Source organism: Micromonospora sp. NBC_01655 (assembly GCF_026339755.1).
Classification (GTDB): Bacteria; Actinomycetota; Actinomycetes; order Mycobacteriales; family Micromonosporaceae; genus Micromonospora.
Genome location: NZ_JAPEQF010000001.1, coordinates 6301876 through 6315307 on the forward strand (window position 1 = coordinate 6301876; position 13432 = coordinate 6315307).

General features: G+C 74.2%; 16 protein-coding genes. 7 read left to right on the forward strand and 9 right to left on the reverse strand.

The window, feature by feature from the left end; translation table 11 throughout:
* Window positions 1–11 precede the first annotated feature (11 nt).
* The 3 genes from OOK41_RS27685 to OOK41_RS27695 all read right to left on the reverse strand — a co-directional run bounded on the left by OOK41_RS27685 (window position 12) and on the right by OOK41_RS27695 (window position 2233).
* Window positions 12–791: an electron transfer flavoprotein subunit beta/FixA family protein gene (locus tag OOK41_RS27685; RefSeq protein ID WP_117666113.1), complete on the reverse strand. Its 780-nt coding sequence runs from the start codon at window positions 789–791 to the stop codon at window positions 12–14.
* Between the two features lie 234 nt (window positions 792–1025).
* Window positions 1026–1433: a hypothetical protein gene (locus OOK41_RS27690; RefSeq protein WP_117666923.1), complete on the reverse strand. Its 408-nt coding sequence runs from the start codon at window positions 1431–1433 to the stop codon at window positions 1026–1028.
* Window positions 1434–1435: 2 nt separating this feature from the next.
* Window positions 1436–2233: a GNAT family N-acetyltransferase gene (locus OOK41_RS27695; RefSeq protein ID WP_266267227.1), complete on the reverse strand. Its 798-nt coding sequence runs from the start codon at window positions 2231–2233 to the stop codon at window positions 1436–1438.
* A 41-nt stretch (window positions 2234–2274) separates the two neighbouring features.
* Here OOK41_RS27695 and OOK41_RS27700 point away from each other — a divergent pair, with 41 nt between their 5' ends.
* The 3 genes from OOK41_RS27700 to OOK41_RS27710 are packed head-to-tail and all read left to right on the forward strand — an operon-like array spanning window position 2275 to window position 3405.
* Complete coding sequence (locus OOK41_RS27700) at window positions 2275–2667, forward strand: YidH family protein (RefSeq protein ID WP_266267228.1); 393 nt, start codon at window positions 2275–2277, stop codon at window positions 2665–2667.
* Complete coding sequence (locus tag OOK41_RS27705) at window positions 2664–2963, forward strand: DUF202 domain-containing protein (protein WP_266267229.1); 300 nt, start codon at window positions 2664–2666, stop codon at window positions 2961–2963. The genes OOK41_RS27700 and OOK41_RS27705 overlap by 4 nt, the downstream gene beginning before the upstream one ends.
* Window positions 2964–2991: 28 nt before the next feature.
* A complete protein-coding gene (locus OOK41_RS27710) occupies window positions 2992–3405 on the forward strand; it encodes a PLD nuclease N-terminal domain-containing protein (RefSeq protein WP_266267230.1) in 414 nt (137 codons plus the stop codon).
* 33 nt (window positions 3406–3438) lie between these two features.
* On the opposite strand, the gene OOK41_RS27715 is transcribed toward OOK41_RS27710, so the two are convergent.
* The 4 genes from OOK41_RS27715 to OOK41_RS27730 all read right to left on the reverse strand — a co-directional run bounded on the left by OOK41_RS27715 (window position 3439) and on the right by OOK41_RS27730 (window position 7841).
* Window positions 3439–4254 carry an ABC transporter permease gene (locus OOK41_RS27715; protein ID WP_117666103.1) on the reverse strand — a complete coding sequence of 272 codons (816 nt, stop codon included), beginning with the start codon at window positions 4252–4254 and terminating at the stop codon, window positions 3439–3441.
* The gene (locus OOK41_RS27720; protein ID WP_117666101.1) at window positions 4251–5225 is read right to left on the reverse strand and encodes an ATP-binding cassette domain-containing protein; all 975 of its coding nucleotides are present in this window, start codon (window positions 5223–5225) and stop codon (window positions 4251–4253) included. Before OOK41_RS27720 ends, OOK41_RS27715 begins: the two co-directional genes overlap by 4 nt.
* A 149-nt stretch (window positions 5226–5374) precedes the next feature.
* The gene (locus OOK41_RS27725) at window positions 5375–6997 is read right to left on the reverse strand and encodes an acetolactate synthase (protein WP_266267231.1); all 1623 of its coding nucleotides are present in this window, start codon (window positions 6995–6997) and stop codon (window positions 5375–5377) included.
* A 70-nt stretch (window positions 6998–7067) separates the two neighbouring features.
* The gene (locus tag OOK41_RS27730; RefSeq protein ID WP_117666097.1) at window positions 7068–7841 is read right to left on the reverse strand and encodes an enoyl-CoA hydratase-related protein; all 774 of its coding nucleotides are present in this window, start codon (window positions 7839–7841) and stop codon (window positions 7068–7070) included.
* A 97-nt stretch (window positions 7842–7938) separates the two neighbouring features.
* Here OOK41_RS27730 and OOK41_RS27735 point away from each other — a divergent pair, with 97 nt between their 5' ends.
* Together OOK41_RS27735 and OOK41_RS27740 are read left to right on the forward strand one after the other, a co-directional pair.
* Window positions 7939–8475 (forward strand): DUF6232 family protein, encoded by a 537-nt coding sequence (locus OOK41_RS27735; protein ID WP_266267232.1) that lies wholly within the window; start codon window positions 7939–7941, stop codon window positions 8473–8475.
* Window positions 8476–8882: 407 nt separating this feature from the next.
* Window positions 8883–9365 (forward strand): DUF6232 family protein, encoded by a 483-nt coding sequence (locus tag OOK41_RS27740; RefSeq protein ID WP_117666093.1) that lies wholly within the window; start codon window positions 8883–8885, stop codon window positions 9363–9365.
* A gap of 76 nt (window positions 9366–9441) precedes the next feature.
* Here the strand turns inward: OOK41_RS27740 and OOK41_RS27745 are convergent, their stop codons facing one another.
* Window positions 9442–10341, reverse strand: coding sequence for a ribokinase (locus OOK41_RS27745; RefSeq protein ID WP_266267233.1), 900 nt, complete (start codon window positions 10339–10341; stop codon window positions 9442–9444).
* Between the two features lie 19 nt (window positions 10342–10360).
* Window positions 10361–11203: an ABC transporter ATP-binding protein gene (locus OOK41_RS27750; protein WP_266267234.1), complete on the reverse strand. Its 843-nt coding sequence runs from the start codon at window positions 11201–11203 to the stop codon at window positions 10361–10363.
* A 128-nt stretch (window positions 11204–11331) separates the two neighbouring features.
* On the opposite strand from OOK41_RS27750, the gene OOK41_RS27755 reads away from it, so the two are divergent.
* Window positions 11332–12357: an ABC transporter ATP-binding protein gene (locus tag OOK41_RS27755; protein ID WP_266267235.1), complete on the forward strand. Its 1026-nt coding sequence runs from the start codon at window positions 11332–11334 to the stop codon at window positions 12355–12357.
* On the forward strand, window positions 12354–13361 hold the full coding sequence (locus tag OOK41_RS27760) for an ABC transporter permease (protein ID WP_266267237.1): 1008 nt from the start codon (window positions 12354–12356) through the stop codon (window positions 13359–13361). Before OOK41_RS27755 ends, OOK41_RS27760 begins: the two co-directional genes overlap by 4 nt.
* Window positions 13362–13432 lie beyond the last annotated feature (71 nt).

Consider the following 13432-nt stretch of genomic DNA (forward strand, 5'->3'; position numbering starts at 1 on the left):
GTCCAGACCCCTCACACGAACTTCTCGGTGGCGAGGAACTCGACCAGCTTGACGCCGCCGTCGCCCTCGTCGGTGACCTTCGCGCCGCCCGAGCGCGGCGGACGCTTGCTGTGCTCCAGCACGACGCTGGTGGCACCGTCGAAGCCCACCTCGGCGGGGGCCACACCGAGATCGGCCAGGGCGAGCGTCTGCACCGGCTTCTTCTTGGCGGCCATGATGCCCTTGAACGACGGGTAGCGCGGCTCGTTGATGGTGTCCCACACGGAGACCACGGCCGGGGTCGAGGCGGCGACCACCTCGTAGCCCTCCTCGGTCTGCCGCTCGACGGTCAGGGTCGAGCCGTCGACGGTGAGCTTGCGCGCGCCGGTCAGCGCGGCGACGCCGAGGCGCTCCGCGATCATGTGCGGCATCACCTGCACCCGGCCGTCGGTCGACTCGGCCCCACAGATCACCAGGTCGGCGCCCAGCCGACCGAGCGCCGCGGCGAGCACCTTCGAGGTGGCCACGGCACAGGAACCGTGCAGGGCGTCGTCGACGACGTGCACCGCCTTGTCCGGCCCCATGGACAGCGCCTTGCGGATCGACTCGGTCGCCCGGTCCGGACCCATGGTCAGGATGGTGACCTCACCGCCGTGCGCCTCCTTGATCTTCAACGCCTCCTCGATGGCGTACTCGTCCATCTCGTTGATGACGTTGTTCGCCGAACCGCGGTCGACGGTGTTGTCGTCAGAACGCAGGTTGCGGTCCGCGCCCGAATCGGGCACCTGCTTGACGAGTACGACGATGTTCATCGCGCTTCGACGACCCCTCCTGTTGGTGTTGCCATGCTCACCCGGTCTCGGGCGCAGCCTCGCGCGTCCGTTGACGCCCGGTCAACCGCAGGCTGCTGTGCAATTGCCCACGAGCAATGTTACCCACAAGTAGCATAGACTCTCGGGAACCTCGGAGTGACACAGCTCACCGCACGCCACGGACCCGGGTCGGCGCACCGGCCCGCGGCCCGGCGGGGCCGGGCACGGCGCAGGTCAGGCCGGTTCGGCCAGTGCTGCCCTGATCTTGTCGATCGCCGCCGTCTCGGCCGGCACCACGCCCCGGTGCGCCCGGGCCACCCGGTCGGCGGCGGCGAGCACCAGCGCCTGGTAGCCGGCCACGTCCCCCGGGGACTTCTCCCGCAGGATCTGCACCGCCCGACCGAGCGCCGGCAGCACCACCGACTCGACCTCCAGGGCCGAGTCCCGGGGCAACGTCGGCAGCGGGCCGGTGGTGAGCGCCTCCTTCACCGGGCCGCTCGCCTGCGCCATCGCCCCGGACGCGGCGAAGCTCTCCCGCAGCAACGCGAGCATGCCCGGATCGGCGTTCGAGACCAGGAAGACCGCGCCGAACGCGCCGGTCTTCAGGGTGAGTCGCTCGTCGTCCGTCAGTCGCTGCTCCATGGTCACGGAGTGTAGATGTAGGGCGTGGTGGTGGTGACCGGGACGAGGCCGAGCCGCTCCAGGATCGGCCGGCTGTCGTCGGAGGCGTCCACCTGGAGCAGGGTGCGGCCCCGCTGGGCGGCCAGCCGCGCCCGGTGACTGACCAGCGCCCGGTAGACGCCCCGGCGGCGCCAACCCTGAAGCGTCGAGCCGCCCCAGAGCGTGGCGAAGCCGGTGCCGGGGACGTAGCGCACCCAGCCGGCGCTGACCACGGTCTCCCCCGCCTCGGCGACCACCACCGTGATCGACTGCGGGTCGGTGGCGATCTCCCGCTCCAGCCCGTCGGCGAGGTGGCCCCGGCCGCCGCCCCAGACCTCCTCCTCCATGACCACGATCCGGTCCAGGTCGGCGCGGGCGGTCACCTCGCGCAGGCGTATCCCCTCGGGGACCACCGGGAGGGCGGCGGCCAGCGGCGCGACCGGGCCGATCACGACGGTTTCCCGCTCCTCCGGGACGAACCCGGCGGCCCGCAGCCGGTCGGGCAGGTCGGCCGGCTCGTCGTGGCCGTGCAGCTTCCACTCCACCGGCTCGCCCCGGGTCCGGAAGACCTCCACCTGCCGGGCGATCAGCTCGTCCAGCGCCGCCCCGGTCAGGCCGCCCAGGTCCCGGTAGCTGAGGAAACCCCCGTGGTCCAGGCCGAGGATGCGGACCAGCGGCCCGTCCCGCTCCACGGTCACCCCGGCCGGCAGCGGGTCCGGCACCGAGGCCCTCAGCTGGTTGTCGTACGCCTCGCGCAGCGTCATCACGTCAAGATCCGTCACCGGTCCAGGCTAAGCCCGGGGCACAGCGGATAATCGGCTTCGTGTGGGAGACGGTGCGGCGGTGGTTCGACCCGCGGGAGTTGAGGTCGGTGGGCAGCAGGCCCGACTACCGGTTCTCCCTGGCCAACGAGCGGACGTTCCTGGCCTGGCTGCGCACCGGGCTGGCGCTGGTCGCCGGCGGGCTGGCCGCCGCCCAGTTCCTGCCGCCGCTGCCGCTGGCGCACCTGCGCGAGGCGATCGCCGTCGCGCTGTTGCTGCTCGGCGGGACGGTGGCGGTGCGGGCCGTGGACCACTGGGCCCGCACCGAGCGGGCCATCCGGCTCGGCGAGGAACTGCCGGCGTCCCGCTTCCCCGCCGTCCTCGCCCTCGCCGTGGGGCTGGGCGCGCTGCTGCTGGTGGTGGCCGTGCTCGCCCGGGCGGTCGGCGGCCGGTGACCGGGGACCCGGGGCTGCAACCCGAACGGACCCGGCTGGCCTGGCGGCGCACCCTGCTCGCGCTCACCGTGGTCACCGTGCTGACCGTCCGGTTGGCCCTCACCGGGGACGCGGCCGGGGCGGTGCTGGCCGGCGTGGCGATCGCCGGCTGGGCGGCGACGCTGGCCCTCTGCTGGAGGCGGGCCGTCGGCTCGGGACCGGTGCACGGCACGTCGCGGACCATGCCCGTGGTCGCCCTCGCCGCCGTCGGGCAGGCCACGCTGGGGGTGCTGCTGGCGGTACGCGGGCTGTGGTGATCGGGCGCGGGTGCGCCATGATGGGTGGATGGCCCGGCTGTACGTCCTACTCTTCCTGGTCCAGATCGTCCTCGCGGTCTGCGCGCTGATCAGCTGTCTCTCCGCCGAGGAGGGCCAGGTCCGCGGCCTGCCCCGGATCGCCTGGGTGCTGGTCATCCTGATCTTCCCGCTGGTCGGCTCGATCGCCTGGTTCGTCGCGGGCCGGGAGCCCGCCGCTGGGCGCCCCCGGGGGGCCGGGCCGCTCGGCCGCCCTCCCGCCGAGCGCCGCCGGCCCGTCGCCCCGGACGACGACCCGGAGTTCCTCAGCTCCCTCGCCGAGCGCTCCCGCGAGCAGGACCGGGAGCTGTTCCGCCGCTGGGAGGAGGACCTGCGCCGGCGCGAGGACGACCTGCGCCGCAAGGAGGGCGACCCGCCCCGGGAGGACGACCGGCCGGGGGCCTGACGCGGCGCCCTCCGCCGGGGCGGGTGCCCCGGCCTACACTCGGCGCCTGAGCGCCCGGACCGCCAGCGGCGCGAAGACGGCGGCGAGGGCGACGGCCCAGAGCATCGACAGGGCGGCCGGGCCGGCCACCGGGCCGCCGACCAGCATGCCGCGCAGGGCGTCGGCCAGGATGGTCACCGGGTTGACCTCGACCCAGTGCTGGAGCCAGCCCGGCATCCGGTCCGTCGGGACGAAGACGTTGCTGGTGAAGGTGAGCGGGAAGATCACCATGAAGCCGAAGATCTGCACCTTGTCCGGCTCGCTGACCAGCACCCCGACCAGGACGGAGATCCACGCGGCGGCCAGCGAGAAGCCGAGCAGCAGGACGAACGCCCCGAGCAACCCGAGCAGCCCGTTGCCCAGCCGGAAGCCGAGGACCGCGCCGACCCCGATCAGCAGGGAGACCGACCATGCCTGCTTGACCGTGTCGGCGAGGATCCGCCCGGCCAGCGGGGACCAGCGGGCGATCGGCAGGGCGCGCAGCCGGTCGAACACGCCCTTGGTGAGGTCGGTGTTCAGCCCGAACCCGGTGGTCATGGTGGCGAACAGGGCGTTCTGCACGATGATGCCGGGCAGCGCGAACGTCAGGTACTCCCCCGGCGAGCCGGAGATCGCGGTGCCGAAGACGTACGTGAACAGCAGCACGAACATCACCGGCTGGATGCTCAGGTCGAGCAGCTCCATCGGGTTGTGCTTGATCTGCACCAGGCTGCGCCAGGCCAGGGTGAGGGTGTGCCGCAGCCCGGCGGCGACGCCGAGCCGGCGGGCCGGGGCCAGCGGGGTGTCGGCGGTGACGGTGGCGGCGCTCATGCCGGCGTCCTTTCCAGGTCGGCCCCGGTGGGGGCGTCGGACTCGGCGCGGTGGCCGGTGAGGGAGAGGAAGACCTCGTCGAGGCTGGAGCCGCGCAGGGCCAGCTCGGCCACTGCGACCTCGGCGGCGTCGAGGCGGCGGACCACGGCGGGCAGCACCCCGGTGTCGTTCACGGGGACGGTGACGGTGGTGTGGGCGACCTCGGGGGTGGCGGCGGCGACCTCGCCGGCGATGGCCACCACGGTCGCCAGGTCGGCCGGGTCCGCCGGGCGGACCGTGAGCACCTGGCCGCCGGTCTTGGCCTTCAACTCCTCCGGGGTGCCCTGGGCGATCACCCGGCCGTGGTCGACCACGGCGATCTCGCTGGCCAACTGGTCGGCCTCCTCCAGGTACTGCGTGGTCAGCAGCACGGTCACCCCGTCGGTGACCAGGTCGCGGACCGTGTCCCACAGCTCGTTGCGGCTGCGCGGGTCCAGCCCGGTGGTCGGCTCGTCGAGGAAGAGCACCTGCGGCCGGCCGACCAGGCTGGCGGCCAGGTCCAGGCGGCGGCGCATCCCGCCGGAGTAGGTCTTCGCTGCCCGGTCGGCGGCGTCGGTGAGCTGGAACCGGGCCAGCAGCTCGCGGGCCCGGGCCCGGGCGTCGGCCCGGCTCTGCCCGAGCAGCCGCCCGATCAGCAGCAGGTTCTCGGTGCCGGTGAGGGCCTCGTCGACCGAGGCGTACTGGCCGGTGAGGCCGATGAGCTGACGGACCCGGTGGGCGTCACGGCGGACGTCGTACCCGCCGACGGAGGCGTGGCCCTCGTCGGCGGCGAGCAGGGTGGCCAGCACCCGCACGGTGGTGGTCTTCCCGGCGCCGTTCGGCCCCAGCAGCCCGAACACGGTCCCGGTGGGGACCGCGAGGTCGACTCCGGCAAGGGCCGTGGTGGCGCCGAAGCGCCGCACCAGACCCTCCGCCCGGATCGCGTACGTCATGGAAAAGCTCCCGTCGTCTTTCGCTGGTCACGCCACCATGGCCGACGGCACTGACAAACGGCCGAGCCGCGGCTGACGTTACGACGACGGGCGCTGAGATTCCGCTGATTTATCCCCCCGGCAGATCCGCCGGGGCTGAACAGCGCCGGTCAGGCCAGGTTCGAGGAGCGAGGGTAGGCGTCGGCCGGGTCGGTGAGCACGTTGACCAGGTACGGCACGCCGGAGGCGAAGGCCCGCTCCAGGGCGGGGGCGAGGTCGCCGGCCTTCTCGACCGTCTCCCCCGCGCCGCCGAGGGCCTCGACCACCCTGTCGTAGCGCAGTCCGGGCTGGAGGTCGGCGGCGACGTCGTAGCCGTACATGGCGCGCATCGGGTGCTTCTCCAGGCCCCAGATGCCGTTGTTGCCGACCACGATCACCACCGGAAGCTGCTGGCGGACCAGCGACTCCACGTCCATCAGCGAGAACCCGGCCGCGCCGTCGCCCATCAGCACGCAGACCTGCCGGTCCGGGTGGCTGACCCGGGCCCCCATGGCGTAGCCCATGCCGGTGCCGAGGCAGCCGTACGGACCGGGGTCAAGCCAGGTGCCGGGCTGGGCCGGCTCCAGGTACTTCCCCGCGTACGAGACGAAGTCGCCGCCGTCGCCGATGGTGATGGCGTCCGGGGCGAGGACCCGGCGCAGCTCGCCGTAGACCCGGGCCGGGCGGATCGGGTCGGTCTCGGCGGCCATCTCCTCGGCGTCGCGGGCCTTCGCGGCGTCCTCGGCGACCCGCAGCTCGGCGACCCAGTCGGCGTGGTCGGCCCGGTCGCCGGGGTGGTCGGCGAACGCGGTGAGGACCAGCCGCAGGTCGCCGGCGGGCGAGGCGGCCGGCTGGACGTGGGTGGCGCGCTGGCTGGGCGCGTCCACCACGTGCACCACCTGCGCGTCGCCGAAGTCGCCGAAGGCCAGCCGGAAGTCCAGCGGGGTGCCGACCACGACCACCACGTCGGCGTTGCGCAGGGCGACCCGGCGGGCCTTGGCGAAGGCGAGCGGGTGGCTCGGCGGCAGGGCGCCCCGGCCCATGCCGTTGGTGAAGACGGGCACCTGCAACGCCTCGGCGGCGGCCCGCAGGGCGTCGACGGCGTCCCCGGCGTACACGTCGGAGCCGGCGATGATCACCGGACGGCGGGCGGCGGCGATCAGCCCGGCGGCCCGCGCCACCTCCGCCGGGTCGGCCTCGACCGGCGCGGGCGGGGCGACCTCGGGCAGCTCGGCGTCGCCGACGGAGAACACCGCTTCGAGGGGGAAGTCCAGGAAGACCGGGCCCCGGTGCGGGGTGAGCGCGGTGGTCAGCGCCGCGCTGACCGCACCCGGGATGTCGTCGGCGCTGAACACCGTCGCGGCGTGCTTGGTGACCGGGGCGACCAGGGGCAGGTGGTCCATCTCCTGGAGGCTGCCGGAGCCCCAGCGGAACTGCGGGGCCCGGCCCCCGAGCACCAGCACCGGCGAGGCGTTGAAGAACGCGCTGGTCAGCCCCGAGACGCCGTTGGTGACGCCGGGGCCGGCGGTGAGCACGGCGAGGCCGGGGCGGCGGTTGAGCTTGGCCACCGCCTCCGCCGCGAAGACCGCCGACTGCTCGTGCCGGACGTCGTAGAGCGGGAATCCGGACTTGTGGGCCGCGTCGTAGAGCGGGAAGACGTGCCCGCCGGAGAGGGTGAACATCTCCCGTACGCCGTGCGCGCGCAGCGCCGCGAGCGCCAACTCCCCGCCGTGACCTTCGACCCGCTCCGTCATCGCCGCTCCCTCGTCCATGGCCGGAGTCACACGCTACTGGCCGGTAGACGGAATGTGAACCGCCCTCGGGTCAGCGGCCGGTGAAGTCCGGCTTGCGCTTCGCCACGAACGCGGCCATCCCCTCGCTGCGGTCGTCGGTGGCGAACAGCGCCGCGAAGAGCTGACTCTCCCAGGCCAGGCCGGAGGTGAGGTCCATGTCCAGGCCGCCGTCGACCGCGAGCTTCGCCGCGCGCAGCGCCTGCACCGGCCCGGTCAGGTACGGCTTCACCAGCTCGACGGCGGCGGTGTACACCTCGGCGGCCGGGACCACCCGGTCGGCCAGGCCGATCCGCAGCGCCTCCTGGGCGTCCACCATCCGGCCCGACATGATCAGGTCCTTGGCCCGCGCCGGCCCGACGAGCCGGGCGAGCCGCTGGGTGCCGCCCGCGCCGGGGATGATGCCGAGCTTGATCTCCGGCTGGCCGAGCTTGGCGTCCTCGGCCACCACCCGCCAGTCGCAGGCCAGGGCCAGCTCGCAGCCACCGCCGAGGGCGTACCCGGTGATCGCGGCGACCACCGGCTTGGGGATCCGGGCGAACTCGCCGAGCGCGCTGGACAGGCCCGCGGCCCGCTCCGCCATGTCCACGTAGGACATGTCGGCCATCTCCTTGATGTCCGCGCCGGCGGCGAAGACCTTCTCCCCGCCGTACACGATGACGGCGCGGACCCCGGGGTCGCCGGCGGCCTCGGCCGCGGCGGCGCGCAACTCCTCCTGGACCTGCTTGTTCAGCGCGTTCATCGGCGGCCGGTCCAGCCGGATGGTGCCGATGCCGTCCCTGGTCTCCAGCCGCACGAACTCGCTCACGCTGCCCTCACTTCCTCGTCGAAGTCGCGTGCCAACCTTACGGCCCGGATCGTTGGGCCACGTAGTCTGGTGTCCGCCCCACCACCGGGAGTCCGCCATGGTCACGTACTTCGACGACAGGTCGGTGCAGGTCACCTCCGCCGCGGTCCGGGTGGACGGCCGGTCGTACCCGCTGGCCGAGATCAGCATGGTCTGGCACCTGCGGGGCAGCCGGTCCTGGCGGGTGCTCGCCGGCCGGGGCGCGATCGGCGCCGCGCTCGCTGGGCCGCTCGTCGCCGCCGCACTGGGGGTGGCGCTGGCACTGTGGCTGCACCGCTCGCTGACCGTGACGATCGCCATCGTGGGGGCATCGGTGCTGGTCGGGCTCGCCGTCGGGCCGGTCGCCGACTTTCTCTTCGAGCACCTGGACCGCTCGTACGCCCGGGGCAGCCGGCAGCTCGAGCTGTGGGTCCGGTGGGGGGACCACCCGGTGCTGCTGCTGAGCACCCGCGACGCGCTGCGCTTCGGGCAGATCTACCGGGCCGTGCAGCGGGCGGTGGAGGCCGGGCCGGCCCCGGCCCACCCGGCCCAGAAGCCGACCGGCCCGTCGGGCAACTATTCGTCGGGCACCCCCACGAGACGCCGGCCCGGCTGACCGCCTCCTGCGCGAGCGCCGGCCCCGCCCGGGCCAACCGGACCGCCGGCCCCGCCCGGGCCAATCGGACCGCCGGCCCCGCCCGGGCCAATCGGACCGACGGCCCCGCCCGGGCCAATCGGACCGACGGCCCCGCCCGGGCCAACCTGGCCGCAGGTCTCTGGGCCCTCCGCAGCCCCACCGGGGGCCGGCGGTCGGCCCCATTCCCGTCGCTGTGGAGCTGATGTCGCCGATGGATCGGAGCTAGCTGGACGCCCCAGACCGAGCGGACGACCCCGAGCCGGCGAATCCAGGCCCGTGATGTCGCAGACGATTCAACTCCAAAGGGGACCCCGACCAACCGTCCACCTTCGGAGACATCGAGGCCGCAGCGGGCGGAGAAGCCCGGCGGCCGGTTAGCCTTAGTGATGACCCTCTATTACCGGGACGACGCGGTGCAGGTGACCTCCGAGTCGATCCGGGCGGGCGGCCACTCCATCCCGATCGCCGACGTCACGTACGTCTGGCACGCGCGCGGGCGGACCACGCTCGCCGTGCGGGGCCGGGTCGTCGGCCGGGGCGTGCTGGTGCTGCTGCTGTCGCTGCCGCCGCTGGTGGCACTGGTCTGCGTGGTCTCGCTCGCCTGGTCGGCGCAGGACCGGGGCAACTGGACACTGGCCCTGATCATCCTCGCCGGCTGCGCGGTAGGGGCGCTGGCGCTGACCCCGTTCCTGGAGGTGCCGCTCGGCTGGCTGGACCGGTCCTACGAGCGGGGCAACCGGGTGCACGAGCTGTGGGTGCAGCACCACGGCCAGGAGGTGATGCTGCTGCGCACGCCCGACGCGCTGCGGTTCGGGCAGATCTACCGCGCCGTGCAGCGCGCCGTCGAGCAGCAGGGGGAGCACCGGTGACCGGAGGTCGAGGCGCCGGAATCCCCGGCCTGGGCATGCTCCGCCGTCGGGGCGAGAAGCTGACCGACGACGCCGCTCAGGACGGTGGGGCGTAGAGCTGGTCGATCTCGGTTCGCCGGGGCAGCGCCACGGACGCGCCCAGCCGCCGCGCGCAGGCCGCGCCGGCCGCCGCCGCCCAGCGCACCGCGGCCAGCAGGTCCCGCCCCTCGCCCCAGGCCACCGCGAGCGCGGCGGTGAACGCGTCCCCGGCGGCCGTCGAGTCGACCACGTCGACCCGCACCGCCGGCACGTACACGGCCTCTGCGTCCCGCTCGACGTACCAGGCGCCGTCCCCGCCGAGGGTCAGCACCGCCCGGGGCACGAGCGCCAGCAGCGCGCCCAGGTCGTCCCGGCCGTGCCCGGTCAGCGCCAGCGCCTCGTTCTCGTTGACCACGAGCAGGTCGACGGCGGCGAGCAGCTCGTCCGGCACCCGCCGGGCCGGCGCCGCGTTGAGGATCACCCGGGTGCCGGCGGCGCGGGCGGCCAGCGCCGCCTCGGTCACCGTCGCGACCGGGATCTCCAGTTGGGCGACCAGCACGTCCGCCGCACGCACGGCGGCCAGCTCGCCCTCGGTGAGACCGGTGAACGCGGCGTTCGCCCCCGGGGTGACCAGGATCGCGTTCTCGCCGTCGGCGCTGACCATGACCAGGGCTACGCCGGACGCCCCGTACACGACCCGGAGCTGACCGGTGTCGACGCCGGCCGCGGTGATCCGGGCCTTGAGGGTGACCCCGAACGCGTCGGAGCCGATCGCGCCGAGGAACGCACAGGACGCGCCGGCCCGCACGGCGGCGACGGCCTGGTTGGCGCCCTTGCCGCCCGGGACCATCACGAAGTCGCTGCCGAGCAGCGTCTCACCGGGACGCGGCAGGGCCGGCGCGGTGGCGACCAGGTCCATGTTGGCGCTGCCCACCACGACCACCCGGGTCTGCTGCACGCTCGGCACTCCTCGCGGCTCAGGCGGCGCGGGCCGTCCAGCGGTCGCCGACCCGGTCGACCGTCAGGGGCAGGCCGAAGGTCTTGGAGAGGTTGTCGGCGGTCAGGGTGTGGGTGAGTAGCCCCTGGGCCACCACGCCGCCCTCGCGCAGCAACAGGGCGTGGGTGAAACCCGGCGGGATCTCCTCCACGTGGTGGGTGACCAGGACCAGGGCCGGAGCGTCCGGGTCGTACGCCAGCTCGGCCAGCCGGGCCACCAGGTCCTCACGCCCGCCCAGGTCGAGCCCGGCGGCGGGCTCGTCCAGCAGCAGCAGCTCGGGATCGGTCATCAGCGCCCGGGCGATCTGCACCCGCTTGCGCTCCCCCTCCGACAGGGTGCCGTACGCCCGGTCGGCGAGGTGGCCGATGCCGAGCTGGCCGAGCAGGGCGTGGGCCCGGGACTCGTCGGTGCGGTCGTAGCTCTCCCGCCAGCGCCCGACCACCGACCAGGCGGCGGTGACCACCACGTCGGCGACCCGCTCCTCGGCGGGCACCCGCTCGGCGAGGGCCGCGGTGGACAGGCCGATCCGCATCCGCAGCTCGTTGACGTCGGTCCGGCCGATCCGCTCGCCGAGCACGTGCGCCGTGCCGGTGGTCGGGTGCAGCCGACCGGCGGCCAGGCTCAGCAGCGTCGTCTTGCCGGCCCCGTTGGGGCCCAGCACGACCCAGCGCTCGTCCAGCTCGACCCGCCAGTCCACGTCGCGCAGCAGCGCGGTGCCGGACCGGCGTACGCCCACACCGTCCAGGCTGACCACCAGATCCGCGTCCACGGGGGCGGTGGCGGGGGCGACGCCGACGGCGCCGGGGATCAGGTCACCAGTCACCCGCCCATCCAACCACGCACCGCCGCGCCGCCCCCCACGGGCAGCGGCCACGCCATAGGGTGGGGCGCCGTGGCGTTGGTCACCGCACGGGGGAGGACGCAGATGCCATACCGCTGGGAGCGTCTCGGGTGAGCGCCGTCATCGAGATCGAGGGGCTGCGCAAGACGTTCCGCGGCCCGTACCGCAGCCGCCAGGTCGCCGTCGACGGCTTCGACCTGCTGGTGGGGCGGGGTGAGATCCACGGCTTCCTGGGGCCGAACGGCTCGGGCAAAACCACCACGCTGCGCGCCCTGCTCGGGCTGGTCCGGGCCGACGCGGGCCGGATGCGGCTGTTCGGCGAGGAGGTGCCGCGCCGGTCGGCGGCGGTGGCCGGGCGGGTCGGCGCGATCGTGGAGACGCCGCAGTTCTTCGGCAACTTCACCGGGCACCGCACGCTGCGGCTGCTCGCCCTGGCCGGCGGGGTGCCGACCCGACGGGTGGACGAGGTGCTGGAGCAGGTGGGGCTGCGCGGTCGGGGCCAGGACGAGGTCAAGGGCTACTCGCTGGGCATGCGGCAGCGGCTGGCGGTGGCCTCGGCCCTGCTCAAGGAGCCGGAGCTGCTGATCCTGGACGAGCCGGCGAACGGGCTGGACCCGGGGGGCATCCGGGAGATGCGGGACCTGATGCGGGACCTGGCCGACGCCGGGGTGACCGTGCTGCTGTCCAGCCACATCCTCGGCGAGATCCAGCTGATCTGCGACCACGTGACGATCATCTCCCGGGGACGGCAGGTGGCCGCGGGCCCGGTGGAGGGCGTGCTGGCCGGCCACGACCAGCACGAGTGGCGGGTCGGGGTGCCCGAGCAGGAGCGGGCGGCGGAGCTGCTGCGCCGGGCCGGGCTGCCGGTGGACGAGCACCCCGGACACCTCGTCGTCGGTGGGGTGCCGGACGCCGGCGAGATCAGTCGGCTGCTCGGCGAGCAGGGGCTGTGGGTCCGCGAGCTGATGCCGCTGCGGCCCGACCTGGAGAGCGTCTTCCTGGAGCTGACCAACGACGGGATGGAGCGTCCCGAGCTGCCCGGACCGGCCTACGAGCCGGCGCCCGCCGGTCCCGGCGAGGGCCGGCTCATCGACCTCGACGTGACCGTCGACGACGCCAGGGGGGCGAGGGCGTGAACCTGGTACGGGCCGAGCTGGAGCGACTGGCCGTGCGCCGCTTCGTCCAGCTCATGCTGGCGCTGCTGGTGCTGGCGTTCGCGGTGACCGCGGTGACCACCCTGGTCGGCTCGCACCGGCCGTCGCCCACCGAGGTCGCCGAGGCCCAGCAGGCGGCGGCCCAGGAGCGGCAGGCCCTGGAGGCCACGTACCAGCGGTGCCTGGCGGCCGTGCGGGGCACCCTGCCGCCGGAGGAGGCGGACGGCTTCCCGGACGACTGCACGGCGTTCGACTCTGCCCAGCGGGACCGGCTGCCGGTGGCCGCCGACCACCTCCAGGGGGTGTTCAACTTCGCCAACCAGGCCCGCCCGCTGCTGTACTTCCTGATCCTCTTCCTGGTGCTGTTCGGATTCCTGGTCGGCGCCTCGTACATCGGGGCGGACCTGTCCACCGGCGGGGTGGTCAACCTGCTGATCTGGCGGCCCCGGCGGATCGCCGTGTTCGGCGCGAAGCTGGGCACGCTGCTCGGCGCGCTGACGGTGGTGTCGGTGCTGGCGTCGGCGGCGTACCTGGGCGCGTTCTGGCTGGTGGGGCAGACCGCCGGGATGCCCGGCGTGACCGACGGGGACTTCTGGCCGTCGCTGGGGCTGCTCTGGGCGCGCGGGGTGGTGCTGGTGCTGTTCGCCGCGACGGCCGGCTTCGCCATCGCCACCCTCGGCCGGCGGACGGCGGCGGCGCTCGGCGCGGTGACCGCGTACGCGGTGGTGTGGGAACTCGGCCTGCGGGTGGTCATGGAGGTGGTGAACATCCCGCGGGGCGAGGACTGGATGCTCTCCACCTACCTCGACGCCTGGCTGACCGGCGAGGCCCGGCTCGCCGACGCCACCATGTGCCAGGGCGTGTCCGGCTACTGCGACGGCAGCTACCAGCTCGGCTGGGGGCTCGGGCTGGCGGTGCTGCTGGCGCTGACCGGCGGGCTGACGATGGCCGCGTTCGCCGCGTTCCGCCGCCGCGACCTGATCTGACCCGCGCCCGGGGTGCGGCAACTTGTTGCAGCGCCCCGGGCAATGGTGAAGAATTCCTCCGCGTGACGGAC

Bases quoted from the DNA above. Each gene is read 5' to 3' on its own strand.
- OOK41_RS27720 (WP_117666101.1), bottom strand. From the start codon at position 5,225: ATGACGTACGCGATCCGGGCGGAGGGTCTGGTGCGGCGCTTCGGCGCC.
- OOK41_RS27715 (WP_117666103.1), bottom strand. From the start codon at position 4,254: ATGAGCGCCGCCACCGTCACCGCCGACACCCCGCTGGCCCCGGCCCGC.
- OOK41_RS27740 (WP_117666093.1), top strand. From the start codon at position 8,883: ATGACCCTCTATTACCGGGACGACGCGGTGCAGGTGACCTCCGAGTCG.
- OOK41_RS27685 (WP_117666113.1), bottom strand. From the start codon at position 791: ATGAACATCGTCGTACTCGTCAAGCAGGTGCCCGATTCGGGCGCGGAC.
- OOK41_RS27735 (WP_266267232.1), top strand. From the start codon at position 7,939: ATGGTCACGTACTTCGACGACAGGTCGGTGCAGGTCACCTCCGCCGCG.
- OOK41_RS27690 (WP_117666923.1), bottom strand. From the start codon at position 1,433: ATGGAGCAGCGACTGACGGACGACGAGCGACTCACCCTGAAGACCGGC.
- OOK41_RS27725 (WP_266267231.1), bottom strand. From the start codon at position 6,997: ATGACGGAGCGGGTCGAAGGTCACGGCGGGGAGTTGGCGCTCGCGGCG.
- OOK41_RS27710 (WP_266267230.1), top strand. From the start codon at position 2,992: ATGGCCCGGCTGTACGTCCTACTCTTCCTGGTCCAGATCGTCCTCGCG.